Origin of the sequence: Allohahella marinimesophila (assembly GCF_039538005.1) — a bacterium.
Classification (GTDB): Bacteria; Pseudomonadota; Gammaproteobacteria; order Pseudomonadales; family Oleiphilaceae; genus Allohahella; species Allohahella marinimesophila.
Window position 1 is genome coordinate 690490 of sequence record NZ_BAABBO010000007.1, and the last position, 26142, is coordinate 716631.

At 57.4% G+C, this 26142-nt stretch carries 22 protein-coding genes and 1 tRNA gene; 3 read left to right on the top strand and 20 right to left on the bottom strand.

Annotated elements, in window-relative coordinates; all coding sequences use genetic code 11:
• Nucleotides 1-44 precede the first annotated feature (44 nt).
• On the top strand, nucleotides 45-2228 hold the full coding sequence (pta, locus tag ABD735_RS08570) for a phosphate acetyltransferase (protein ID WP_344805342.1): 2184 nt from the start codon (nucleotides 45-47) through the stop codon (nucleotides 2226-2228).
• Between the two features lie 31 nt (nucleotides 2229-2259).
• On the opposite strand, the gene der is transcribed toward pta, so the two are convergent.
• The 15 genes from der to ABD735_RS08645 form a co-directional block, all read right to left on the bottom strand.
• Nucleotides 2260-3687: a ribosome biogenesis GTPase Der gene (gene der, locus ABD735_RS08575; protein WP_344805344.1), complete on the bottom strand. Its 1428-nt coding sequence runs from the start codon at nucleotides 3685-3687 to the stop codon at nucleotides 2260-2262.
• Nucleotides 3680-4894, bottom strand: a complete 1215-nt coding sequence (gene bamB / locus ABD735_RS08580) for an outer membrane protein assembly factor BamB (RefSeq protein ID WP_344805346.1) — start codon at nucleotides 4892-4894, stop codon at nucleotides 3680-3682. Before bamB ends, der begins: the two co-directional genes overlap by 8 nt.
• Nucleotides 4891-5679 (bottom strand): YfgM family protein, encoded by a 789-nt coding sequence (locus ABD735_RS08585; protein WP_344805348.1) that lies wholly within the window; start codon nucleotides 5677-5679, stop codon nucleotides 4891-4893. Before ABD735_RS08585 ends, bamB begins: the two co-directional genes overlap by 4 nt.
• The gene (gene hisS, locus ABD735_RS08590; protein WP_344805350.1) at nucleotides 5672-7030 is read right to left on the bottom strand and encodes a histidine--tRNA ligase; all 1359 of its coding nucleotides are present in this window, start codon (nucleotides 7028-7030) and stop codon (nucleotides 5672-5674) included. The genes ABD735_RS08585 and hisS overlap by 8 nt, the downstream gene beginning before the upstream one ends.
• Before the next feature lie 78 nt (nucleotides 7031-7108).
• The gene (ispG, locus tag ABD735_RS08595; protein WP_344805352.1) at nucleotides 7109-8221 is read right to left on the bottom strand and encodes a flavodoxin-dependent (E)-4-hydroxy-3-methylbut-2-enyl-diphosphate synthase; all 1113 of its coding nucleotides are present in this window, start codon (nucleotides 8219-8221) and stop codon (nucleotides 7109-7111) included.
• A gap of 48 nt (nucleotides 8222-8269) precedes the next feature.
• Entirely contained in the window at nucleotides 8270-9373 is a 1104-nt protein-coding gene (locus ABD735_RS08600) for a RodZ domain-containing protein (RefSeq protein ID WP_344805353.1), read from the bottom strand.
• 65 nt (nucleotides 9374-9438) lie between these two features.
• Nucleotides 9439-10251 (bottom strand): tetratricopeptide repeat protein, encoded by an 813-nt coding sequence (locus ABD735_RS08605; RefSeq protein WP_344805355.1) that lies wholly within the window; start codon nucleotides 10249-10251, stop codon nucleotides 9439-9441.
• Nucleotides 10252-10397: 146 nt separating this feature from the next.
• Nucleotides 10398-11558 carry a dual-specificity RNA methyltransferase RlmN gene (gene rlmN / locus ABD735_RS08610; protein ID WP_344805398.1) on the bottom strand — a complete coding sequence of 387 codons (1161 nt, stop codon included), beginning with the start codon at nucleotides 11556-11558 and terminating at the stop codon, nucleotides 10398-10400.
• A 30-nt stretch (nucleotides 11559-11588) separates the two neighbouring features.
• Nucleotides 11589-12017 carry a nucleoside-diphosphate kinase gene (gene ndk, locus ABD735_RS08615; protein WP_344805357.1) on the bottom strand — a complete coding sequence of 143 codons (429 nt, stop codon included), beginning with the start codon at nucleotides 12015-12017 and terminating at the stop codon, nucleotides 11589-11591.
• Between the two features lie 123 nt (nucleotides 12018-12140).
• Nucleotides 12141-13373: an aminotransferase class V-fold PLP-dependent enzyme gene (locus ABD735_RS08620; protein ID WP_344805359.1), complete on the bottom strand. Its 1233-nt coding sequence runs from the start codon at nucleotides 13371-13373 to the stop codon at nucleotides 12141-12143.
• A complete protein-coding gene (cysE, locus tag ABD735_RS08625) occupies nucleotides 13370-14212 on the bottom strand; it encodes a serine O-acetyltransferase (protein ID WP_344805361.1) in 843 nt (280 codons plus the stop codon). The genes ABD735_RS08620 and cysE overlap by 4 nt, the downstream gene beginning before the upstream one ends.
• 17 nt (nucleotides 14213-14229) lie before the next feature.
• Entirely contained in the window at nucleotides 14230-14976 is a 747-nt protein-coding gene (locus ABD735_RS08630) for an RNA methyltransferase (protein ID WP_344805363.1), read from the bottom strand.
• A gap of 106 nt (nucleotides 14977-15082) precedes the next feature.
• Entirely contained in the window at nucleotides 15083-17389 is a 2307-nt protein-coding gene (locus ABD735_RS08635; RefSeq protein WP_344805365.1) for a xanthine dehydrogenase family protein molybdopterin-binding subunit, read from the bottom strand.
• A 1-nt stretch (nucleotide 17390) separates the two neighbouring features.
• Nucleotides 17391-18413 (bottom strand): FAD binding domain-containing protein, encoded by a 1023-nt coding sequence (locus tag ABD735_RS08640; RefSeq protein WP_344805367.1) that lies wholly within the window; start codon nucleotides 18411-18413, stop codon nucleotides 17391-17393.
• Nucleotides 18410-18901, bottom strand: a complete 492-nt coding sequence (locus ABD735_RS08645; RefSeq protein ID WP_344805368.1) for a (2Fe-2S)-binding protein — start codon at nucleotides 18899-18901, stop codon at nucleotides 18410-18412. Before ABD735_RS08645 ends, ABD735_RS08640 begins: the two co-directional genes overlap by 4 nt.
• A 268-nt stretch (nucleotides 18902-19169) precedes the next feature.
• Here ABD735_RS08645 and ABD735_RS08650 point away from each other — a divergent pair, with 268 nt between their 5' ends.
• A complete protein-coding gene (locus ABD735_RS08650; protein ID WP_344805370.1) occupies nucleotides 19170-20114 on the top strand; it encodes an inositol monophosphatase family protein in 945 nt (314 codons plus the stop codon).
• A gap of 30 nt (nucleotides 20115-20144) precedes the next feature.
• Here ABD735_RS08650 and secF read toward each other — a convergent pair whose 3' ends face one another.
• From secF to queA, 5 genes are read right to left on the bottom strand one after another with little or no spacing between them, the layout of a single operon-like run.
• Complete coding sequence (gene secF / locus ABD735_RS08655; protein ID WP_425548594.1) at nucleotides 20145-21107, bottom strand: protein translocase subunit SecF; 963 nt, start codon at nucleotides 21105-21107, stop codon at nucleotides 20145-20147.
• 26 nt (nucleotides 21108-21133) lie between these two features.
• On the bottom strand, nucleotides 21134-23047 hold the full coding sequence (gene secD, locus ABD735_RS08660; RefSeq protein ID WP_344805374.1) for a protein translocase subunit SecD: 1914 nt from the start codon (nucleotides 23045-23047) through the stop codon (nucleotides 21134-21136).
• A gap of 15 nt (nucleotides 23048-23062) precedes the next feature.
• Nucleotides 23063-23488: a preprotein translocase subunit YajC gene (gene yajC, locus ABD735_RS20150; RefSeq protein WP_425548587.1), complete on the bottom strand. Its 426-nt coding sequence runs from the start codon at nucleotides 23486-23488 to the stop codon at nucleotides 23063-23065.
• A 45-nt stretch (nucleotides 23489-23533) separates the two neighbouring features.
• Complete coding sequence (gene tgt, locus ABD735_RS08670; protein ID WP_425548588.1) at nucleotides 23534-24670, bottom strand: tRNA guanosine(34) transglycosylase Tgt; 1137 nt, start codon at nucleotides 24668-24670, stop codon at nucleotides 23534-23536.
• 36 nt (nucleotides 24671-24706) lie between these two features.
• Nucleotides 24707-25792, bottom strand: a complete 1086-nt coding sequence (gene queA / locus ABD735_RS08675) for a tRNA preQ1(34) S-adenosylmethionine ribosyltransferase-isomerase QueA (RefSeq protein WP_344805376.1) — start codon at nucleotides 25790-25792, stop codon at nucleotides 24707-24709.
• Between the two features lie 212 nt (nucleotides 25793-26004).
• On the opposite strand from queA, the gene ABD735_RS08680 reads away from it, so the two are divergent.
• Nucleotides 26005-26089: transfer RNA gene (locus tag ABD735_RS08680), tRNA-Leu, on the top strand.
• Nucleotides 26090-26142 lie beyond the last annotated feature (53 nt).

Sequence of the window (26142 nt, forward strand, 5' to 3'; positions counted from 1 at the left end):
TGATCGTAGCACCGACCACCGTCAAAATAGGGATATTGCAGTCCATGGCCAAAGTATTTTTCATTGCACCAGTGACCCAACACGTCGGTCTGACCTCGGTCTGTCTCGGCATGCTTCGCGCTTTCGACAGCATCGGTGTCAGAGTCGGCTTCTTCAAACCCTTTTCTCAGGATAACCTGCGGCCCCAGGGCAAGCGACGTCGCTCTGATATCGACGGCGATCAGAGCGCCAGCACCGATCCCGATGATGAGATGGCTGGTAGCGTTGACCGTTCGCTTATTTTCTCGCGACAGAACCTGGGCCTGACCGTTCCCGAGCCCATGCCGCTTCGACACGCCATCAGCTTGACGAGCCGTCAGCAGACAGCGTCACTCATGGAGGAAATGCTCGCGCTGTATCATAAGATGCCTGATGAGCTCGACGTCGTCGTGGTCGAGGGTCTGGTCACCGCACCGGGGGATGATTATTCCGCGCGCATTAATGTGGAAGTCGCTCGCAATCTCGATGCGGACGTCATTCTGGTTGGCACGCCTGACGGACGCTCGGCATCTGAACTCAAGGAATATCTGCATCTGGCAGCGAGACTGTTCGCGGATCCGTCCGACCCCGACGTCATCGGCTGCATTCTCAATCGGGTGCCTGTGCCTGAGCCCACCGAAACCGGTGACGATGATGTGCTCATATCTGAAGAGATCGAGGACACATTCAGCGAGCGCTTCCACCTCATTGCCCAGATTCCTCACAATGAACAACTGCTGGCACCTCGAGTCTCCGATCTCGCTGACGCACTGCCTGCCAGCTGGCTCAATGAAGGTCAGGCGCGGCAACGCCGCCTGACGGCGGTATCAGTCTGCGCTCGCACTTTGCCCAACCTGGTCGGGGGCCTTCGCCCAGGGCGCCTCATCGTCACGCCCGGAGACCGGGAAGATGTGCTGGTCGCCGCCGCCTTTGCCTCTGTCTCCGGCGTTCCCCTGGCAGGCCTGCTGCTCACCAGCGGCCTGCGCCCGAGCGATGCCACGCTGTCACTGTGCAAGCCAGCTTTCGATGCCGGTCTGCCCGTGCTCTGCACTGACATCGACACCTACGCCGCGGCGCAGGTGCTGGCGAACATGAACAAGGAAGTGCCCATAGATGATAATGATCGTATCGAGGCCGTGGTCTCCGCCGTCGCGCAGCACATCGATGTCGAATGGTTGCGAGGACGCATTGACCTGCCTCGAAAGCTCAGGCTATCCCCTGCGGCCTTCCGCTATCAGCTGACCAGACGAGCCCGCGAAGCTGGCAAAACCATCGTGCTGCCTGAGGGTAACGAGCCAAGGACCATCAAGGCTGCCGCCATGTGCGAAGAAAGAGGCATCGCCCACTGCATTTTGCTCGGCAACAAGGATGAAATCCTCAATGTCGCCAACGCTCAGGGCGTTGACCTGTCGAAAGGCGTAGAGATTCTTGATCCCGAGGACGTTCGAGGCCAATACGTCGGACCGATGGTGGAACAACGCAAACACAAGGGTCTGACCTCGCAGATGGCAGAAGCGCAGCTCGAAGACAACGTAGTACTGGGCACCATGATGCTGGTACTGGACGAGGTCGATGGCTTGGTGTCAGGCGCCGTGCACACCACAGCCAATACCGTTCGCCCTGCCCTCCAGCTCATCAAGGCCAGGGCAGATTGCAAGATCGTGTCATCGGTGTTTTTCATGTGCCTGCCTGAGCAGGTCGTGGTCTATGGCGACTGTGCCATCAATCCAGACCCGAACAGTGAAGAGCTTGCAGACATAGCCATACAGTGTGCTGAGTCTGCTGAGTTATTCGGGATCGAGCCCGCGGTCGCCATGCTGAGCTACAGCACTGGCACTTCGGGAACCGGATCGGACGTGGACAAGGTAAAGAAGGCAACGGAGTTGGCGCGCAAGATGCGTCCCGACCTGCTGCTTGATGGTCCGCTGCAGTACGACGCTGCCGCTGTCGCCAGCGTTGCAAAGAAGAAAGCTCCAGACAGCAAGGTAGCGGGTCAGGCTACAGTATTTGTCTTCCCCGACCTGAATACTGGCAATACCACCTATAAGGCGGTACAGCGAAGCGCCAATGTCGTCAGCGTTGGCCCAATGCTCCAGGGTCTGAAAAAGCCGGTGAACGACCTCAGTCGCGGCGCGCTGGTAGACGATATTGTGTTCACCATAGCGCTGACAGCTGTGCAGGCGACGCGCTCCGAGAAAGGCAGCAGCTGATCCCTGCAGGCTAGCTGGTCAGACAACGAACTCAGAAAATGCGGTTGGAACGCCTGTTCGGCTTCTTGTTCAGGCTTTTCACATGCTTCATCAGGCGCTTTTTCTTCTGCTGCTGCTTGATGTTCAGGTTATTGGCGCGTCCGGCGAAGGGGTTCTCACCTGACTTGAACTCAAAGCGGATGGGCGTACCTTCGACCTTTAACACTGTGCGGAAGGTATTTTCAAGATAGCGTCTATAGCTCTTCGGCAGAGAATCCGTCTGGTTGCCGTGCACGACGACGACCGGCGGATTTGACCCACCCTGGTGGGCATAGCGCAGTTTGATCCTGCGACCGCTGACCATCGGCGGCGCGTGAGATAGCACCGCATCTTCGAGCAGCTTGGTGAGCATCGGTGTCGGCCATTTCACCATCGCGCTCTTGTAACAGCGCTCGATGGTGGGATACAGCTCGCCCACCCCGGTACCGTGAAGCGCCGAGATGAAGTGACTCTTGGCATACGTAATGAAGTCGAGCCGTCGGTCCAGTGCAGAACGAATAGACTCTTTCTTTTCCTGCGACAGCCCATCCCACTTGTTGACTGCAATCACGATGGCCCGTCCGGCGTCCATCGCAAAACCGAGCAGGTGCAGGTCCTGATCCACCAGGCCTTCCTGCGCGTCGACAACCAGCACGATGACGTGAGCATCTTTCACGGCCTGCAATGTTTTCACGATGGAAAACTTCTCGACCGACTCGTCGATGTTCTTGCGCCGGCGAACGCCTGCGGTATCGATGATGGTGTAAGGCTTGCCGTGACGCTCGTAGGGAATGTAAATCGAATCACGTGTCGTACCGGGCTGATCGTAGACGATAACCCGCTCTTCACCGAGCATTCTGTTGACGAGCGTGGACTTGCCAACATTCGGCCGCCCGATGATGCCAATTCGAATACCAGGCTGATCCTCAGCACGTTCAGGATCGACAGCCTCGACACCGATCAGCGCTTCTTCCATGAGTGAGCGCATGCCGCGGTTCTGGCTCGCGGCCGTCTGCACGATTCGAGAGAATCCAAGCTTGTAAAACTCAGCCGTTGCGCCGTCCGGCTCGCGTCCGTCGACCTTGTTGACGACGAGGATCACCGTCTTGTCACGGATGCGCAGTTCCTTGGCAATATGTTCGTCTGCCGGCGTCAGGCCATCCTGCGCATCGACCACGAACAGTACGATGCTGGCTTCCTTCATGGCGGTATAGGCCTGTTGGGCCATTTGCGCATCGATACCGGCTTCGAGACCGGAGATACCGCCAGTATCGACCAGAATGTAGTGCCGCCCCTCGTGCTCGCCCTCACCGTATTTACGATCCCGGGTGAGTCCGGACAAATCGGCAACCAGCGCATCACGCGTTCGCGTCAGGCGGTTGAACAGTGTCGATTTGCCCACATTAGGGCGGCCGACCAGTGCAATAACGGGTTTACTCATCGAATGTCCAGGCGCTCAATTCGCCGTCACTACCATAGAAATAGATGGCATCAGCGCTCGCAATGGGTGCGGCTATGATGGCGTCGTCAGCAGGTCGAAAACGGGCTACCGTCCTCCCTTCTGCCAGTTCCAGTACATGTACATAGCCTTCGAGATCACCAAAAAATACGTGATCCCTGAACATAACCGGTGTCGACAACTCACGGTAGGCATACTCACTGGTGCGCCAGCGTTCCGTCTTGCTGCTGGCATCCCAGGCCACGACATCACCATTTTCCGCTGTCAGCACCAGCAGTCTGTCACCAAGCGTGGGGCGGGCAAAACTCGAGGCCTTCTCAAGCCAGTCGACGCGACCTCGGATGGCGCTCAGCTGAGCCACATTACCCTGATAGGCCACGGCATAAACATTGCCATCGGCGACTTCCGTGCCACCATCGATATCGATGAGACGGTCGAGCTCGGTCTTGCCCCGCGGCTCGGCCACGATCTGGCTCCAGGCCGGAATTCCGCTTCTCGGATCGAGTGCGACCACAGAGCCATTGGCGAACGCAGCGAGTAGCAGCTCAACGCGGTCATCGTAATTCAACGGTGATGTACCGCGTACAGTGAGCGCAGGCTCCTGCTCACGGTAATCCCAGCGCTTCTGTCCATTGGCGACATCGTAGGCACTGACAAGCCCATCGATCGTCTGCACGAACACCAGCCCCCGAGCGACGAGAGGAGCAGACAGTACCTCGCTACCAGTCGAGATCTGCCACAGCTCAGTGCCGTCGGTGGCAGAAACGGCGATGAGGTTGCCGTCTGCTGTGGTGACGAACACCCTACTACTGTCACCTCCGACGCCACCACTAATGGCCTCATCGATCGAACGTTCCCACAGTATCTCTCCACTACTGCGCTCGATGGCCTGCAACTCACCATCACGCGATACTGCCGTGATCTGATCGTCCAACACCAGAGGCGCCAGACTGACCGCTTCATCGTCATAGCCGTCACCGATGCCGACGCTCCAGACCTGGCTCAGACTGACCTGGGGCGTGACCGGTTTGAGCTCAACCGGTTCCGGCCGAACATCCTCGTCGCCACAGCCCGAGACAATCAGGCCAGCGAGCAGGATCACCAGCAAAACACCAGACTGACGGCCCGGCCAAGCCACGCTCAGACCTCGTAGCGTCAGCCGGCAATGCCTTGATAGACGATACATCATTCGTTTGGCGCACCGAGATCGGCAATCTTGGTATCCAACCAAGCGAGCGCCTGGGCGGCTGCTTGCTGTTGCTCGTCAGGCTGATCGGGCGCCTCACCTTCAGCCCGCACGATAAGTGGCTGTTCTACCACCGGTGGCTTCGCAGCGAGAGCATCCCGGGCATTTCTGTAAGCCTCGAGCGCCGCGCCAGGCTTTTCAGTCATTTTATAGATATCACCCCTAAGCTCTTGAAAATACGAATAGAAGACGTCGTCACGAGGCACCTCAAGACGTGCGATGGCTGCCTCATAGTTTTCCTGGGCCATTTCCACCCTGGCCAGTCTGGCCTGGATGATGCGTTTAAGGGATTCAGACTCGGTCTGCTCCAGCGCACTGACGAGCTGCTTATGCGCTTCGTCCAACTGACTGGCACTGAAATGACTTTGCGACAGGTAGAGATCAGCCAGCAGCTCATAGCCCCGGATGCCAGTCGCCTCTTTCAGCTCTTTGGCCAGAAAACGTGCTGTATCCGCGTCGTCCGCTTCAGCATCTGCCGACGCTTCGCCATCCGCCTGAGGCTGTTGGGCCTTCAGGAAGGCACTTTGCTGGTCGGCCGCAGCCGCCTCAACGAGCTGCTGATACTTCAATGAAGATTCAGCTTTCTCTTGCAACTGATTGTTCTGCCAAGCCTTGAAGCCAAAAATAGCCGCTATAGCAAGAATGACACCTACGATAAGCGAGGTGCCGTTGGCCCGCCACCATTGCTTCAGCGCATCAAGTTGTTCGTCGTCACTTCTATCAACCATGATTGAGATCTGCCTGTTCTTTCATTGTTTGAAGCCTTTGCAGCAACTCTGCCTGAGACAGGAGAAGCTGGCCTGGCGCACTTTCACCGGTATTCGTGTCGAGACCAAGACTGGCGGCGATCGCAGTGTCAGCCTGCATGATCTTGCAACTGACCTGCTGGGCAGCGAGTTCCTTTTCACCGATCAGCACGCTCAGTTGCGCGCCACTGCGGTCGGCCTTCTTCATTCGCGATTTGATCGAACCACCGCCGCAATGCAGCATGACCTTCAACGCAGGGGCTGCTGTACGAATCTTTTCAGCTAGCGCCTGGGCAGCGGCGTCTTCCCCGTCTCCCAGACCCATGACATAGAGACTACGCAGGCCATTCGACTGCCTATCCGCACTGCCGCGCGCTTCGAGCGCCTCGAGCATCAACACGAGTCGCTCACAGCCCATGGCAAATCCAACGCCAGGCGTTGCTTTGCCACCAAGCTGTTCTACCAGACCATCGTAGCGCCCGCCAGCACACACTGTACCCTGGGCGCCGAGTTCACTGGTTATCCACTCGAACACGGTCTTGCCGTAATAATCCAGCCCACGGACGAGTCGAGGATTCACAACATAGGCAATGCCGAGCGCATCGAGCCGCGCGCAAAGGCCATCAAAATGCTGCTTCGAATCCTCATCGATGAAGTCGTGCAGACTGGGTGCATTATCCAGGATCCGCTGCGTCTCGGCACTCTTTGAGTCGAGGATACGCAAGGGGTTCGTCAGCAGTCGCCGCTGACTATCTTCATCCAGTGCGTCACGCTTGTCTTCGAGATAGGCGACGAGCGCTGACCGAAAGCCCTGCCTCGCTTCGGAACTACCGATGGTATTGATTTCGAGTCGTACACTTGATCGAAGGCCAAGATGCTCCCATAGCCTTGCCGTCAGCGCAATGAGCTCGGCATCGATGTCAGGTCCCGGCAGGCCGAAACACTCGACACCGATCTGATGAAACTGTCGATACCGACCTTTCTGCGGACGCTCATGCCGAAAAGCTGGCCCAGCATACCAGAGACGCGGGGTCTGGTTATAGAGCAGCCCATGCTGCTCTCCAGCCCTCACCACGCCCGCTGTCAGCTCGGGGCGCAGTGTCAGACTCTCGCCATTTCGGTCGTCGAAGGTATACATTTCCTTTTCGACAATATCCGTCGCTTCACCGATGGAACGCTTGAACAGCGCTGTTGATTCCACGATGGGTAATCTGATCTCTTCGAGCCCATAACTGGAGAAGAGCGAGCGGCAGGCACTTTCAAGACGCTGCCAATATGGAGTTGAACTCGGCAGGATATCGTTCATCCCGCGTACTGCCTGTAGTTTTGACACTTGAAGAAAATTCCTGTTAGAAATGGCGTCGAGTCGCCCTGCCTCCGAAGCCGGTGCAGAACCGAAAGGCATGAAGCATCAGGCCTTGACGATCAACGCATCCAGTGCGGCCTGCCTGGTCTTGACCTGTGCCCGGATGACCTGCTCGAAGTGGTCGACGAGGCCGACATTATCGGCTTTATGATCAGGCTTGCCACCCAGATAAATAAGATTGTTTGGCGAACCGCCGGTCAGACCGACATCGGCTTCACGCGCTTCACCCGGGCCGTTGACGACACAGCCGATTACCGCCACATCAATTGGTGTCTGCACGTCCTCCAGACGCATCTCCAGCTCGTTCATGGTCTTGATCACGTCGAAGTTCTGCCGGCTGCAACTTGGACAGGCGATGAAGTTCACGCCCTTGCTTCTCAGCCGGAGGCTCTTGAGAATATCGAAACCGACCTTGATTTCCTGCACCGGGTCAGCCGCTAGAGACACCCTGATCGTATCTCCGATGCCATCCATGAGTAGCATGCCCAGACCAATCGCAGATTTCACTGCGCCTGAGCGGAAACCGCCAGCTTCGGTGATACCAAGGTGCAGCGGCTGTTCGATCTGCTTCGCGATCAATCGATAGGCACCTACCGCCATGAATACATCGGACGCTTTCAGACTGATCTTGTACTGATCGAAATTATGACGATCGAGGATATCGATGTGTCGCATAGCGGACTCAACCAGAGCGGCAGGCGTGGGTTCGCCATACTTTTTCTGCAAGTCCTTTTCCAGCGATCCGGCGTTGACGCCGATCCTGATGGGTATGCCGTTGTCACGGGCCGCGGAAATGACCGCGGCCACCCTGTCTTCCCGGCCAATATTGCCAGGGTTGATCCTGAGACAATCTACGCCGTATTCGGCGACCTTGAGGGCAATCTTGTAATCGAAATGAATATCGGCGACTAGCGGGATAGTCACCTGTCGGCGTATCTCCCTGAAGGCTTCGGCGGCATCCATCGACGGCACCGAGACGCGAACGATGTCGGCGCCGGCATCCTGCAGGCTCTTGATCTGCCCTACCGTCGCCTGCACATCGCAGGTCTCGGTGTTGGTCATACTCTGCACGGCAATGGGGGCATCGCCGCCCACAGGCACGTTGCCAACCATGATCTGCTTGCTCTTGCGACGTACTATCGGGCTTTCCTGGTGCATGCTGCTGTCAGAGTCCTGTCTGTTCCGGTAAAGTTCGTGCGAACCCGCCTATTGCAGCGTTTCGCTGGTGATGGTGAATTCGACGCGGTTATTGCGCACTCGATAGCGGCTGAAGTCAAGCGGCTGTCCGTTCACAGAAATCTGCGTAGCGCCTACGGCACCAACAATGACTTCCATCGGCAGTGGCCCACTGAAAGTCAGCGACTGCCCCTCACGATAAAGACCGACCGTGCGCTCATCGTTGGCTGCCCGTATATCAAACCAGCAATCGCCGGTGAACACCACTGTCACGCGAGCGTCAGTCATACCAGCGCCAGGCGTGCCCATTCCGGCAGACTCTGCCGAGGGTGCAATGGCTGCTGCCCGACCGGTCGCGGCTTCGCCAACACCGCGGCCGTCCTGAACAGACTCCACTGGCACTGATTCCGCCGTCTGCTCAATGCCAGGTTCTGACACTGCGTCCGCTTCGGGCGTAGTATACAGCCCTCGACGCATGGAACTAAAATCTTCTGTCGCTTCCTCTGGAATTTCTTCCTCTACGACCGGATCGAGCGCCTCGTCCTCGAAGGTCTGGCTCATGCCGTCAACAGAGCCTGGCGCCTCATCGATCTCCGGTTGGCGCGGCGTATCAGTCACTGGCAGGTCCCCTTCTACAGGCGTATCCGTGTCATAGGGTCCAGTGGTCGCCGAGGGCACCGCAATAGGGTCTGGCCTCACCAGCAGGAAGGCGACCAGCGCCACCAGAGCCAGCGCGAACAGGCCCGCAAGGATGGCCATTGAATTACTTTTCGGCCGCGGCTCATGTGGCAAGGGCTTGGTAGCATGATCATGAACGTCATCACGAATTTGCAGCTCCGCTTCGAGTGCCTGACTCAGCGCGTCCTCATCGAGGCCCACGATGCGGGCATAAGCGCGCACATAGCCCTTGAGGAAGACCACACCAGGCAGCACGGTGTACTCACCAGACTCGATGGCGGTGACATACCGGGTGACGACGTGGAGTCTTTCCGCTGTCTCCCTGACGCTCAGGCCTTCGCGCTCACGCGCGGCTGCAAGCTTCTGACCTACCGGGATCGAAGCGGAGCGCTGCTCTCTGGGAGGCGGCGTTGCTGAAGGAGAGCTGGCGTCGTCAGACTCTCGACTGGCTGACATTGAGGGTTCCTGCATGTTTAAAACCGGCTAGAGGGCAAGAACTGCCCGGAAGATTGAATGGTACTTCAGCTGTTTTCGCGAGCAAGTTCGCGCTGGTTTTCCGGAGAATTCGGATACAGATTCCTGAGCACGAGCTTCAATGAAGATACAGTATCATCATCGCCACTACGTCTGGCAAGGTCGATCCCCAGCTCAAGACTCGCTGGCGTATGCAGCAGTACACCTGCCCTCACACTTTCACGAAAATTTTCATAGTATTTATTGGCTTGCTGATAGTCCTGCAGGCTGGCAAAAAGCTCTGCGAGCTTAAGATACAGCGAAGGCTGATCCCGGTTGAGCGTCAGCGACCTGCGATAGGCCGCGATACTCTCCTCGATACGACCCTGCTGGAACTTGATCAGACCGATGTTTTCGAACACCTGCGACCGGCCGGGATAGCGAATATCCTTGGCAGCCGTTTCGAACTCGGCCAGCGCCGAGTCCAGCTTCCTCTGCTTGTAGTATAGAGACGCGAGATAGGTGCGGCCCCTGGTAAAATCATTGTCGGCCGACAGGGCATCCTTGTAATGCTGTTCGGCCAGCGCGAACTCCTCCTGAGTCTGATAAATCAGACCCATTACGGCGAGCCCCTCGGCATAATCCGGCCGCAACTCCAGGGCACGCTTGGTCCGTGCGGTCGCCAGCTCCAGGTTGCCTTCCTGCAGATAGGTAATACCGAGTGCCACATACTGCTCTGCCGCCTTGTCTGTGGACTTGTTGGCCGTGTAGGGGCCAGTGGTCGTTGTGACACAGGCTGAAGTCATCAAGCTGCAAAAAATAATGATCAGCGCCGTAAGACGACGCTTCGAAAGCGGATGACCTGAGAGAAAATCTGTCACTACGTGAATACCTGCCAATGATAGGAAAGGGGTCAGGACGCCGTTCGAACGCCGGTAGTGAAGATTATAGTTCAATTAAAACATCTGGTTGAGAAAACAGGTGCTTTCAGCTCATGATCAGCAGAGCATGCTGCCCTGCTGATCGATTACAGACCAGTTGCCTGATCGTGCTGCATTTTCCAGCGTTCCTGACGACGGGTTCTATCTTCGACCTGACCAACCAGTTGCCCACAGGCGGCGTCGATGTCGTCTCCGCGAGTGGTTCTGATCGTGGCGATATGACCAGCTTCCTGAAGAATTTTAGAAAAGCGCATGGCGGCATTTCTGGAGGGCCGCTCATAGCCGCTGTTGGGAAATGGATTGAAGGGTATCAAGTTGATCTTTACCGGCAAATCCGCAAGCACAGCTGCAAGCTGTACCGCCTGCTCCGGTGAATCATTGACATCCTTCATCAGGGTGTATTCCACCGTGATCTTGCGCTTGTCCGGCAATTTGTCGAGATAGCGCCGACAGGCAGCAAGCAGGACCGCTATTGGATATTTGCGGTTGAGCGGCACGAGCACATCGCGCAACTCATCTGTCGGCGCATGGAGTGATATGGCGAGGGAGACATCGGTATCGTCACCGAGCTGATCGATCGCAGGGACCACGCCTGAGGTACTGATGGTCAGGCGTCGCTTGCCGATGCCGAAACCCAGATCATCCATCATGAGCTTCGAAGCGTTCAGCACAGGACCGTAATTCAGCAATGGCTCACCCATGCCCATGAACACGACGTTGGTGACGTAGCGCTCGCTGGATACATCCCGGCTTCCGAAACTGTGCGCCGCGATCCACATCTGGCCAATGATCTCGGCCGCGGTGAGGTTGCGGTTGAAACCCTGCTTGCCGGTAGAGCAAAAGCTGCAATCTACCGCACAGCCGATCTGGGAAGACACACACAGCGTGCCTCGACCGCCATCCGGAATATAGACAGTCTCGATGGAACTGCCGCCAGGCATGCGCATGACCCACTTTCGCGTGCCATCGGTAGAGTAGTTCTGTACTACGATCTCGGGAACGATGATGCAGGCGACCGCTTCGAGCTTGGCCCGCAGGGCCTTGCTCATGTCGGTCATCTGTTCGAAGTCGCTGACACCACGATGGTACAGCCATTTCATCAACTGCTGGGCGCGGAAAGGCTTTTCGCCCATGTCCGCGAAGAATTCAACCAGGGCTTCACGCGAAAGCCCCAGGAGATTCAGTTTCCCGGCGTCGACAGATGGCAGCTCAGGACTGTCCTGGCTATCCAGACTACTGGCTATCAGCGAATTCAAATCATTGGCTCCCCAGTAAAATCAGTCCCGTGGGCAGATTTCACTGTCGTTGAAGAAATAGGCAATTTCACGCTCGGCAGACTGCGCGGAATCTGAACCATGAACAGCGTTGGCGTCGATGGACTCTGCAAAATCAGCGCGAATGGTGCCCTTATCGGCTTCCTTCGGGTTGGTAGCACCCATCAGGTCACGGTGCTTCTTGACTGCATTTTCACCTTCCAGAACCTGGACGATGACAGGACCAGAGGTCATGAATGCTACCAGATCAGGGAAAAAGCCACGCTCTTTGTGTTCTGCGTAGAAACCTTCTGCCTGCTCCTGTGAAAGGTGCTGCATCTTGGCGGCGACGATGCGCAGGCCATTTTTTTCAAAGCGGCTATAGATGTCGCCGATAACATTCTTGGCAACGGCGTCTGGCTTGATGATGGAAAGAGTGCGTTCGACTGACATGAATAGATAGCTCCACTAAGGGTGAGATAGACAAGGAAACGTCGGCTTGACACGGGCCGGAATCGGCCTCCAGACAAGCGGCTTGAAGAATCGGTGCAAAGTATACGCGGCTTGCCGCTCAAATCATACTGCAGATGCGGCTGGTCGCATGCGGGACACCACCTCGGTAATACGCTCCGCAGCCCGCTTCACTTCGTCGTCAGTAGTCATGCGGCCCAGCGAAATCCTGACAGAGGCCGCGGCCTCGGCCTCACTCAGTCCTATTGCACGAAGCACGTAGGAGGCGGACAGGCTGGCCGAATTACAAGCCGAGCCACTGGCCAGCGCAATAGCCGGCATCGCCAGCATCAGGGCCTCGGCATCGAGCGTGGCGAATCTCACGTTGAGGATGCCGGGCCAGCAGGCATCAAGAGCGCCCGCCTCAGGATCCTCTGCGCCGTTGATAGTAAATCCATTCAGCTGCGACAACGCTGCCAGTAGCACCTTTCGCTGTCGTTCGAGCTTCAGCCGATCTGAAGCCATCGCCTCGCCAGCCAGTCTCGCTGCTTCACCAAAGCCCACGATCTGATGGGTGGCCAGGGTGCCGGAGCGCAGGCCGCCCTCGTGACCGCCACCGTGAATCATCGGATCAAGCCGCGATTTCACGCTGCGCCGCACATAGAGCGCACCAATCCCCTTCGGGCCGTAGATCTTGTGAGCACAACAGGATAGCAGGTCGACGGCCAGTGACTTCATCGACAGCGGCAGTTTGCCAGCGCTTTGGGCAGCGTCGACGTGAAAAAGCGCAGAATGCGGAGCCACCTCTTCGGCGAGGGCCGCAATATCATTGATACTGCCCAGCTCGTTGTTCATGTGCATGATGCTGACCAGCACGGTATCGTCACGCAAAGCCGCCCTCACCTGCTCCGCTGAAATGTGGCCGCTGGCGTCGGGTGTCAGCCAGCTCACCTCGACTTTCAGTGCCGAGTCAGCGTACTCACGCTCAAGTGCCTTGCAGGTATCGATGACGGCCTTGTGCTCAATGACCGAAGTGATGAGATGAACGGTACCCGAGGCCGAAGGGTTCTCCTTCCGGCGGACGCGAATAGCATGACGTACCACACCCTGTATGGCGAGGTTGTCGGCCTCGGTAGCTCCCGAGGTCCACACCAGCTCGATCGGGCTGCAGTCGATCAGCTGTGCCAGTTCGATGCGCGCGGCCTCGACCAGTTGTTCGGCTTGCCAGCCCGGGCGATGCGAGCGGGAAGCTGGGTTGGCGAAAGTCCCATCGAGCGTGAGACAGCTCATCATGCGCTCGGCCACAGCCTTGTCGACTGGCGTGGTGGCGGCGTAATCCAGGTAGATGACCGGACTCAAGACTCAACCCCATTCTTCTGCTTGTGGCCAGGCGCTGCGGAATTGTCATCACAGCAAGGCTTGCTCTTGCCCTCCGGTTCATCATCGATACAGGCCAGATCGGACTCCTGCAACTTGGCCAGCTCACCGTTGTTGAACTGCGCGTCAAGTTTCCGGAGCGAGCGGCACATACCATTGACCCGCTCATCGACCTTGCCGATATGATCGAGTACAACCTTGAACGATTTCACGATAGGATCAGGCAGTTCGCCACCAGCGCCACCCATGCCATAGGCATCGAAACCCATCTTTGCTGCCATGGCCGCACTGCGATCAGCCGCGGTATCGGTGCGTTTGACGATCCGGCCAGGCACACCCACCACCGTCGAGTCTGGAGGTACGGCCTTGGTGACTACCGAATTTGAGCCGACTTTGGAATTGGCCCCTACGGTGAAGGGACCGAGAATCTTTGCGCCTGCACCTACCACGACACCATTTTCAAGCGTCGGATGGCGTTTACCGGCATCCCAACTGGTGCCGCCTAGCGTCACGCCCTGATACAGCGTGACATCGTCACCCACCTCAGCGGTCTCGCCAATGACGACACCCATGCCGTGGTCGATGAAGAAGCGACGTCCGATTTTCGCACCCGGATGTATTTCGATACCGGTGAGCCAGCGCGCAATCTGCGAAAGGAATCTGGCGAACCACTTGAAACCACGCAGCCATAACCAATGGTTGACCCTATGCATGAGCAAGGCGTGAAGGCCGGGATAGCAGGTCAGCACTTCGAAGGCGTTACGGGCCGCCGGATCCCGGTGAAATACTGAGCGGACGTCTTCTCTGAGTTGCGCAATCATGTACAGGTTCCAGTCGTTTAGGGCAGCTTGCGCTGCAGAGCCTTGAGCAGCCCCCGCAGCAAATTGGTTTCTTCCCGCTGCACGGGTGCTCGCCTGAAGAGTCGCCTGATGTGGGTGCCGAACTGTCGTGGTTCGGCAGGGTCGAGGAAACCCGCAGACACTGCGAGTTCGGTCAGTGCGCCTACTACGGCCTCGACGTCGGCGCTGGATGCCAGCGGCGCCTCGGCGTCAGCCTCTAAAGGCCGCCTACCCGGCTGCCAGCGCAACATCATTTGATACAGTTCATACGCCATGATTTGGGCGGCCATGGCAATATTCAAGACCGGGTACTCAGGATTCGCAGGAATCATGATGTGACGATTGCACAACTGTAGCTCTTCGTTGGTCAGCCCACTGTCTTCACGACCGAAAACCACGGCTATGCTACGGGGACCAGACGATGGCGCCGATTCGAGCTCGTCGATGAAAGCCCGTGGACTCTGCACTGGCCATGGCATGCTCCGACTGCGAGCGCTGGTGCCAGCCACCCAGTCGCAGTCAGCTACGGCTTCCGCCAGCGAATCGGCGAGGATCGCCTGTTGGAGCAGGGCAGCCCCGCCTGCCGCCCGGGCGACCGCGACCTCAGACAACACCGCCTCACGCCCACCGTCGGGCCGAACCAGCACGAGCTGGGTGAGAGCCATATTTTTCATCAGCCGCACGACCGCACCAATATTGCCTGGATGACTGGTACGGACGAGAACGAGCCGGATCTGGGGCGACATACTGGGCCCTGTCGTTATGGGCGCTACGGAATCTGCGGACACGAGGCTACTGATTTCAATGATGGCTGATCGTCTAGTGTATCAGATTCCGCTTCGCTCAAGCCCCCTACACAGCGTCGGCTTCCCACTTTTCAAGTATTTTGTCCAGCGTGATGGGGAAGCTCCGAATGCGGACGCCCGTCGCATCGAACACCGCGTTGGCTATCGCCGCGCCAGCGCCACAAATACCCAGTTCGCCGATACCTTTCGAGCCCAGCGGGTTCGATCTGAAGTCGGGCTGGATACGAAAATGACAATCGATGTCCGGTACGTCCCGGTTGACAGGGATGTGGTACTCCGCAAGATCCCGGTTCATGAATGCGCCATATCGCTCATCCAGCATCAGCGACTCTCTCAGAGCGTACGACAGCCCCCAGACGACGCCACCCTTGACCTGCGAGGCCGCCGTCTTGCTGTTGAGGATGGTGCCAGCCGATACCACAGTCGTTATGCGCTCGACAGTCACCTCCGCGGTATCCTGGTCAACGCTGACTTCGACGAAGTGGGCGCCCCAGGACGACTGCGCATAATTGTCATGGTCCTCGCCAGGTTCCACTTGACCCTTGACGCATAGCGTATCGAGATCGGCAGATTCGAGCAGCGCCTGCAGACTGAAGTCTTCGTTGTCGACAAGAATCCGCCCTTTGCTCAGCTGGGCAGAATCGATGGCGCCTTTCGACATGCTGGAGCACAGCGGTGCTTCGCTGAGCAGTTTGATGAGCTCACGTTTCAGGTTGTGGCAAGCTGCCTGCACAGCCGAGCCAGTGCTTCCCGCGCCGAACGATCCACCAGACCCACTGGAGGTCGGAAAAGCGCTGCGGCCAAGCTTAACCGTCACGTCCTCGACAGCTATTCCCAACTCTGCCGCGGCGATCTGCGCGAGAATCGTGTAGCTGCCAGTGCCGATATCAGTCATATCGGTCCGAATCACGATAGCCCCGGTGCGGTCCAGTTCAAGCTCCGCGGCCGATTTGACCAACATATTGATGCGCACTGCCGAGGCCAGACCAAAGCCCCTGAGCTTTCGAGCTTCTGGCCCGACCTTGCTGCGCTGGGCCCAGCCGAAACGCTCCGCCCCTTCGCGCAGACAGCCCGCCAGATCGTGACTGGAAAAGGGCAGACCACTGGTCGGATGTTTGTCAGGCATATTGTTCAGCCGAAAATCAAGGGGATCGATTCCGCAAACCAGGGCCGCCTCGTCAATGGCAGACTCAAAGGCGAGTGTACCTATGGCATCGCCCGGCGCTCTGGTCGAATCCAGCACGGGCATATTCACCGGCAGCACCCGGTGCCGGCTTCTGATTCCAGCGGCGCTGTAAGTCGTGCGGGCGCAAGCACCAGTAGCCTCGGCAAAGGGGTATCCATGGGCCGCAGGCATGACACTGTCATGACCTATGGCCACCAGCCTGCCAGCGGCATCCATGCCGAGCCTTATATGCTGAACTGAACTGCCACGATGCGGCGCATTGCTGAACACATTACGGCGCGTTTGCACCACGCGCACCGGCTGCTTCAGCATCAATGAGGCCAGACAAGCCAGCACGGCATCATTATGAATACCCAGCTTGGAACCAAACCCACCGCCAATGTAAGGGCTGTTGACCTCGACCTTGGATGGATCCAGCTTGAGCGTATTGGCCAGCCCCTCTACCGCACTGCCGATCACCTGCAGCGAACAGTACACGGTCAGCTTGTCGCCGTCGTAGCTGGCGATCGTCGCGTGCGGCTCCATGGCGGCAGACACCTGATTCGGCGTGTGATAACACACGTCAACCTGATGCACTGCATGTTGCCATTGCGACTCGAAATCGCCGTTGGCCGCATCCGGCTCGAGCCCTCCATCCAGGCTTTCCGGCGTCTGCAACTCCGGGTGTGTCCATAGCTCATCAAAACTGCTATCGCCAACACTGACCGCCACACGAACATCAGTCTCGTCGATGTCCACCCGAATGCAGTTGGCAGCATGTCTCGCCTGCTCAAGCGTCTCGGCGACCACGAGCGCAACGGGATAACCATGGTAGCGTATGCCCCTGCCCTGCATCACGGCGTGACTCTGTCCGAAGCGACCCGCATCAGCTGGCTCGCCGTACAACAACTGCTCGGGGATGTTTTCATGCGTGAGAATATGCACCACACCGTCGCACCGTTCCGCTTCACTGCAATCGATACGGCTGATGAGGCCGGAGGGTACCTTGGCCTCGACGATCCAGCCCTCCAGGGGCCTCTGACCGAGACTATGTTCAGCAGCATATCGGGCTCGACCCTGGACTTTGGCGGGGCCATCCACCCGGTCGACACCCAGGCCTATTCCGGGTGAAATATCTTCATGCTGCGAGCTTATACCCTTGATAGTGGGATGATTCGGTGTCGTCATGTCAGCTTCCCTGCTCAATATCATTGGCTTTGTTTGCCGAGCGTCTACACGCCGACTCAGCATCTCGAAGTACAGCCAGCAGCGTTCGCCTGGCCAGCGGGATCTTGAAATCATTACCACCATACGACCGTGCCATGTCGAGCTCAGCGTTCACAGCTGATTCAAATAATGCTTCGCTGGCCACCTCGCCTTTCATTGCAGCTTCAGCCTTTCTGGCTCGCCAGGGCTTGTGAGCCACGCCACCGAGCGCCAGCCTGATATCAGCGATGCGATCGCCCTCCATGCGGAGTACGCAGGCCACAGACACCAGCGCAAAGGCATACGAACTGCGGTCGCGCACCTTGCGATAGATCTGAGTACCACCCGGAGAGGACGGCAACTCGACATGCGTGATCCATTCACCGGAACGTAATTCGCTTTCGATATCAGGGCGATCGCCTGGCGCCTTGTAAAACTCGTCAAGCCCGAGGCGTCTCGAATCTCCAGCCGAGTTTAATGTAATCACTTCGGCATCGAGCGCCATCATGGCCACCGCCATATCCGAAGGATGCGTCGCGATACAGCTGTCAGACGCGCCGAAAATAGCATGGATGCGCGTGAAGCCACCTACCGCTGAGCACCCCTCGCCGGGATTGCGCTTGTTACAGGGACGAGCCGTGTCATAAAAATAATAACAGCGCGTACGTTGCAACAGATTGCCCGCGGTCGTGGCCCGGTTACGCAACTGCACCGTTGCTCCTGACAACAGCGCCTGAGAAAGTACCGACCAATCAGCGCGAACTCGTCGGTCAGACGCCAGTGCAGTATTGGTCACCAGCGCACCGATTCGCAGGCCAGCCTGCGTCTGGTCGATGTCGTTATATTCAAGCCGGGAAATATCAAGAAGACGTGCAGGCTGTTCGATTTCGTGCTTCATGAGATCAACCAGGTTGGTGCCACCAGCCAGGTAACGATCAGAGGCGCCAGGTTCCAGCTCGGCCAGCGCGTCCGCACTATCCGCGCTTTCATAGGTAAAAGGTTTCATTTTCCAGCAAGCTCCTCGATGGCCGATACGATGTTGGGGTAGGCGCCACAACGACAGAGATTTCCGCTCATGCGCTCACTGATTTCCTCTCGCGACCAAACAACCGTATCCCCTTGGGTGACCACACTCGGCTCTTGTCTAGCCATTTCGTCCAGCATGGCGACAGCCGAACACAACTGGCCCGGGGTGCAATACCCACATTGAAACCCGTCGTGACGTACGAAGGCCTGCTGAACTGGATGCAGCTCACCGTCCTTCGAAAGGCCTTCTACCGTGGTTACCTGCTGATCGGCGCACTGGCAGGCGAGAACGAGGCAGGCATTGACACGCCGGCCATCTAGCAAAACCGTACAGGCTCCGCACTGCCCGTGATCGCATCCTTTCTTGGTACCGGTCAGACCTATTTCGAAACGGACAAGGTCGAGCAGTGTCACCCTGGGATCGTCGGGTAGTTGGCGGGATTCACCGTTGAGCGTGAGTGATGGCATAGGTTCTCCGTGAACACTGATTGATGGCCGCATGAATCGCGCCTGATGAGAGAGCTGTACGATGGAAAGGGCGCCATCGACCTTCCCCAGGCGCTTATCTGCTCTCGGATATGAGAAACCACAGTATGTAAATCGAACGCCTACTGTCGCTCGCGCGCCTTGCTTGGTATCATGCTCGACCGTCGCCGGCTTCTGCCGCGTGACCACCGCTCTTTTACATGCCCAGCTCAGTGCCCTGAGTACGCCCCGAATCAATTCGAGAAGCCATATGCAGCCAGCCGTCAATATTGTTGTCAGAACCTTGCGAAATACACGCGAGCATCTCATCGATCTCGTCAACAGGGAGTCGCTGACGTTCAGTGACCAACAAGAGGTGAGCGAGCTGATCAGGCGAGTGAACGAAAGCTTCCATCAGGATGTCAGTCGCGCCATCGAGCGTGCCTATCCCCGTCATACTGTCATAGCGGCAGGCGGTTCCGCCTCGGACTCGAAGCTTGGCAGTGCCGGGAAAGCTGGCAAGTTCGGCAAAGCAAAAGATGCCTCGAAAGACGAACGCAAGCCGAATGAAGCTGAGCAATTGGCAGCACTGACCTGGGAGCTCATGCCAGTGCACAACCCGATCTCGATGGTAAGAGGCTGGAGTGACTGGGGACTGAGCCTGGTAGCGAAACGTGGCGATGACATCGAACATGCCATCTATTTCGAACCAATCACTGGTGTTGAGTATACCGCCAGCCGCGGCAAGAGCGCTTCGAAAGACGACCGCCGCATTCGCATATCACCACAGGTCGACTTGAGCCTGAGCCTGTTGACTGGCAACCCAGTGGATAACATTACTGTCGAGAAATCCGAAGCAGATGGTGACAATGCCGGGGAAGCGGAAAAACAGGACTACACATCCAACCTGAAGGCACTGACAACACTGGCCTTCGGTTTTCGGCCAGGCTTCAACGCGCCACTCGCGCTGCTCCAGGCCGCTTCAAACCAGGTGGATGCTGCGGTGCTGTCCCGTGTGGACATGAGTGAGTGTGCCGCCGCCGCCTTCATCGCACAGGAAGCCGGCGCCTTGTTGACCCGCTTCGACGGCACGCCCATCAATAGCCGGACGAACCCGCGATCCACAGCCGGTTCAGCTGCCAAAGCCACGCTGATCTGCGCCAATGCAAAACTGACCAAGACCTTGCTCGGACAGCTCAACAGCAGCCAGCGCTGAACACGCTGGCCTGAAGGGCCGGACTCAGACCTAGGGTCTGTAGTCCGGCGAGTCCTGATCCACGCCTTCCTTAAGCGGTATCATCATATCGTCCTTGCTCACCTTGGTCGCCAGCAGCAGGCTACTCGCGACGTAGATCGAGGAATAGGTACCGATCACGATACCGATAATGAGTGCCGTCGCAAAGCCCTGCAGTGCCTCTCCACCGAAGATGTACAGCGCCGACAGCACGAGTAAGGTCGTCAAACCGGTCACTATAGTCCGCGACAGGGTCTGGGTCAGCGATATATCGATGATCTCGCGAGAAGACTCGATACGGAAAGCCCTGAAATTTTCCCTGATCCGGTCATATACCACGATGGTATCGTTCAGTGAGTAACCGATGACTGCCAGCACGGCCGCCAGTACGTTCAGATCGAAGTCCCATTGAAACAGGGCGAAAGCACCGATCGTTATGATGACATCATGGATGAGCGCAACAACAGCCCCTATGGAGAATTTGAAGACGAAGCGGAAGGAGATGTAGACCATGATGGTGGCCAGAGCCAGCAGCAGGCCGAGCCCCCCCTGCTCCTTCAGCTCCTCACCAACCTGCGCACCGACGAACTCCGAGCGCTTCAGCTCAATATTACCCATGCCTTCGACGCTTGACAGATCAGTGACGATCTTGGTTCCCAGGTTCTGGTCGAAGTCCTGCTGCAGGCGCACCAGAATGCTTGTATCGGTACCAAACTGCTGTACTACAAAGCTCTCATAGCCCTTCTCTTCCAGCGCTTCTCGAACCTCGGCGACGCGTGGCGCCTGCTCGTACTCCAGCTCCACGAGGCTTCCGCCGGTGAAGTCGAGACCGAGATTGAGTCCTCGAACCGCTAGTGCGCCAATACTGATGATAATCAACAGCGCCGAAAAGATAAGTGCTGCCTTCGAAAGACCCATGAAGGGAATGACGCGCTCTTCGAAAACTGGCGGATCACCCGCCGCAGAGTTGTTCATGTCTGATGAAAGATCCCTGTTAGCCATTATGAACGACTCCCTGTTGCCGGAGCTGAGGTCACTTCAGGCGGTGTGATCGATTTGCGGCTACCAATCTGAATAGTGTCCAGACGCTTGCCACCGTAGACGAGGTTCGTCATCGCTCTGGTCAGCATGATTGCCGTGAACATGGAGGTCGCAATACCAATTGAGAGCGTGATGGCAAAGCCCTTGATAGGCCCTGTACCCACTGCGAACAGAATGACCGCTGCGATAAGTGTGGTGATGTTACCGTCGAAGATAGACACGAAAGCGCGATCGTAGCCAGCATGAATGGCTGCCTGAACAGGCATCCCCTTTCTCAGTTCTTCCCTGATACGCTCGTAAATCAGCACGTTGGCGTCAACAGCCATACCGACCGTCAGTACGATACCGGCAATACCTGGCAAAGTCAGGGTCGCGGAGAACATGGACATGATGGCTATCAGAATGAAAACGTTGGCCAACAGGGCAAGATTGGCGAAGAGTCCGAAGACCCTGTAGACCGCCACCATGAAGATGAGCACCAGCACGAAGCCCAGCAGCATCGACTTCAGACCTGCCTCGATATTCTGCGCACCAAGGCTTGGTCCGATTGTTCGCTCTTCGACAAAGTACATCGGCGCCGCGAGTGCACCAGAGCGTAGCAGCAGAGCCAGTTCACTGGCCTCAGCAGGCGAATCGAGACCAGTGATGCGGAATTCGTTCCCGAGTGGTGACTGAATGGTCGCCAGACTGATCAGGCCTTTTTCGGTGTAACGCTCTCGCTCCTGGACGACTTCGCCGTTGCGCTCGATATTGTTGGTGCGCTCCTTGTCCTCGACGAAAAGCACTGCCATACGTCGCTGAACAGCATTTCTGGTCACTCGCAGCATCTTGCTGCCACCAGGGCCGTCGAGCTTGATGTTGACCTGTGGCTGGCCGGTCTCGTCAAAACTCTGATTGGCATTAGTGACACTACTACCAGTGATAATGACATCACGTTCGACGATGGCACTGCGGTTTTCTGAGCGGAAGTCGAACTTCTGTGTATTGATCGCGGCTTCATCTGGCTTGGCTTCAAGGCGGAATTCCAGCGTAGCCGTCGCACCGATGACCCGCTTGGCAAGCGCAGTATCCTGTACACCCGGCAACTGGACGACAATCCGCCCCCTGCCCTGGCGCTGAACCAGAGGCTCGGCAACACCAAGCTCGTTGACCCGGTTTCTCAGGGTGCTGAGGTTCTGATTGATGGCATATTCTTCAATCGACCGAATCTCACTATCGAGAACGGTCAGTTTTAGATCGAAACTGTCACCATTGTCGACGGCCTCGGCCAGAAATGTACCGAACTCTCTCCGTGTGAAGTTGAGTGCTTCATCTCTGGTATCTTCGTCACGAAAACGAACCATGATAGTCGTGGGATTGCTGATATCGAGTTCGCGATAGCGCAGCTTTTCCTCGCGGAACCGGGTCTTGAGCTCGCTCTGGTAGACTTCAATATTGGTCTGCAGCGCCTTGTCGAGGTCGACTTCCATCAGGAAGTGAACGCCACCACGAAGGTCAAGACCGAGCTTCATTGGCTCAGCGCCAAGGCCTTTCAGCCAGTCTGGCGTCGACGGCAGAAGGTTGAGGGCGACAACGTACTCATCACCCATCTGGCGCTCGACCACCGAGCGGGCCGACAGCTGACTCTCGTTCGAATCGAATCGCAGGCGAATGGTGTTATCCACCACCTCCGGTGCAAAAAAGTCGATGCCGGCCTGCTCAAGCGCTTCTGTCGTGCGCTTCAGATCAGCCTCTCCCAGCTCCCTGGAGCTGCTTTCGCCACTGACCTGAATAGCAAACTCGTCAGGATAGAGGTTTGGCAGCGCGTAGATCACGCCGAAGAGGACAACCAGTATGATTAAAATATTCTTCCAAAGCGGAAAGCGATTGAGCATCTAGCCCGACTCCTGTCAGATATCTTTCAGCGTGCCCTTGGGCAGAACTGCGGAAACAGCAACTTTCTGAACCTTGATTTCGACGCCGTCAGACACTTCGATAGCGATGAAGTCGTCCTTGATGCGAACGATCCGGCCCATGATGCCACCATTGACGATGACTTCGTCACCCTTGCCCAGACCACCTACCAGCTCGCGATGCTCTTTCGCACGCTTGCTCTGCGGGCGCCACACCAGGAAGTAGAAGATGAGCACGAAACCGCCAAGGAACAGAATCTGCATCAGGGCACCAGGGCCTTGTGGCGGACCGGCTGGCGCCGCAGCGGCACCAGCGGATGCGGCCAGCAGGGAAACCGTAGCGAGGCAGGAAGCAATACGCCGTGTGCCCTGTACCGATGAGAATCGTGAAGAAAGACCTGTGTAACCCGTGAACGAACCCATGAACGACTCCTGAAGAGCTGGTAATGAAAAGATGATAAACCGCTGTCAGTCCGGCAATCCGGCGGCCAGACGTGCGTAAAAGCTGGAAACGAAGGCCGACAATGTACCTGCTTCGATTGCGCCGCGCAAACCATCCATCAAGCGTTGGTAGTGCCGCAGGTTATGGATGGTATTGAGCTGGCTGCCGAGAATCTCGCCGCAACGGTCGAGATGATGCAGATAGGCTCTGCTGAAATGCTGACAGGTGTGGCAATCACAGTTGGGATCAAGCGGGCGGTCGTCACTGCGGTAGCGGCTGTTGCGAATCTTCACCACACCAGCATCTGTGAACAGATGGCCATTGCGGGCATTCCTGGTAGGCATGACGCAGTCGAACATATCGACGCCGCGACAGACCGCTTCAACGATGTCTTCTGGCTTGCCTACGCCCATAAGGTAGCGCGGCTTGTCCGATGGAAGCTGCGATGGCAGATAGTCGAGCACTGCAAGCATCTCATCCTTGGGCTCCCCAACCGACAGCCCTCCGATGGCATACCCATCAAAGCCAATCTCTTCGAGACCGGCCAGAGATTGCGCACGGAGGTCTGCATACATGCCGCCCTGCACGATGCCGAACAAAGCGCTCGCATGGTCACCATGGGCCTGACGTGAGCGTGCCGCCCAGCGGAGGCTCAGCTGCATCGACTGCTCAGCTTCCTCAGGCGTCGCCGGGTATGGTGTGCATTCGTCGAAGATCATGACGATGTCTGCGCCCAGATCATGCTGAATACTGATAGACGTTTCCGGGTCGAGAAAAACCTGACTGCCGTCGAGCGGCGACTGAAAGGCGACCCCTGCTTCCGTGATTTTCCGAAGCTTGCCCAGGCTGAAGACCTGAAAGCCACCTGAATCGGTCAGAATCGGCTTCGGCCATTGCATGAACTCGTGCAATGATCCGAAACGTTTCACCACCTCGGTACCCGGCCGAAGCCAGAGATGAAAGGTGTTGCCAAGGATGATGTCCGCGCCAGTCTCCAGGATGTCTCTTGGCAGCATGCCTTTGACTGTGCCATAGGTGCCGACCGGCATGAACGCTGGCGTCTGGATATCGCCTCGGGGAAACGACACTACGCCGCGTCGCGCCGTGTGCCCGCGTGGACTCTCACAGCTTGCCGAGACTTCAAACTTCATTGCACAAGCCATGGCCTGCAGACTCCCTGATGTAGGTGGTGGACGATATCAGTACAGCAACATGGCATCGCCATAGCTGAAGAAGCGGTAGCGCTCCTGAATGGCTTCCGCATACGCTGCCATGATGGCTTCACGACCAGCCAGTGCAGACACCAGCATTAACAGTGTCGACCTCGGCAAATGGAAATTGGTCAGGAGCGCATCGATCACTTTGAACTCGAAGCCCGGGTGGATGAAGATATCCGTATCGCCGCAGCCCGCCACGAGATCGCCACTACCGGCGGCAGCGCTTTCCAGTGCGCGCACGACGGTAGTACCGACTGCAATGACGCGTCCGCCCCGCTCACGCGTCGCGCGAATGGCATCGACAACCGCTGCAGGCACATCATAGAGCTCGGTATGCATCACATGCCCTGCGATGTTTTCGACCCGCACTGGCTGAAAGGTTCCGGCGCCCACATGCAGCGTCGTATAGGCCGTTTCGATGCCCCTCTCCCTCAGTGTGGTCAGCATGGCCTCGTCAAAGTGCAGCCCGGCGGTCGGTGCGGCGATCGCCCCTGGCTTGCTGGCGTAGACGGTCTGATATCGGTGCAGATCTTCCGGCGACTGCGCCGTTCGCTCGATATAGGGCGGCAATGGCACGATACCGTACTCACCCAACACGCCATCGATATCGACATGAGGGGCCGAAGGGCTGCGCTGCAAGCGCAAGGCGAACAGATCGCCTTCGCGACCGGTCACCTCGAAAACCGGAGTACCGGCATCGTCTGCCTGGGCGGATTGTCCGGCCTTGCACAGTATGATTCGGGCGCCTGGCTTGGGTGCCTTGCTCGCCCGCACATGGGCCAGGCAGTGCACATCGTCAAGCATTCGCTCCAGCAGAATTTCCACGGCACCGCCAGTTGCCTTGTGACCAAACAGCCGTGCTGGAATGACTTTGGTATTATTGAAGACGAGCAGGTCACCTGGCTGAAGGTAGGCAGGCAGGTTTTCAAAGCGATCATGCCTGATGCCGCTGGCACCTTCGCTCATGCGCATCGTGAGGAGCCTGCTGGCTGAGCGTCGCTCAAGCGGATGCTGAGCAATGAGCGCCTCTGGCAACTCGAAATCGTAATCACTGGTGGAGGAAGTCATGGACACCGTTGCTGGGGAGTTGCGCCGCCGAGCGACCTTTATTGGCGCGCATTGTAGGCGCCGCAGCACACGTGGGCAAGCGTCGGGATTCGACCGAACAAGCCCGAGCAAACGCTTGCAAAGCCTTTATTTGATCACTATGCGTTGACCAGAGACGAAAAGAACGTATAATTTTGCAGCTCGTTAACGACTGGCTTCGCCTGTCGTGACAGGCCGGGATGGCGGAACTGGTAGACGCGCACGACTCAAACTCGTGTTCCTAACGGAGTGAGAGTTCGATTCTCTCTCTCGGCACCACTGACACATAAAAAAGCCCCTTCAATGAAAGTAATGCCGATCAGATAAGCACT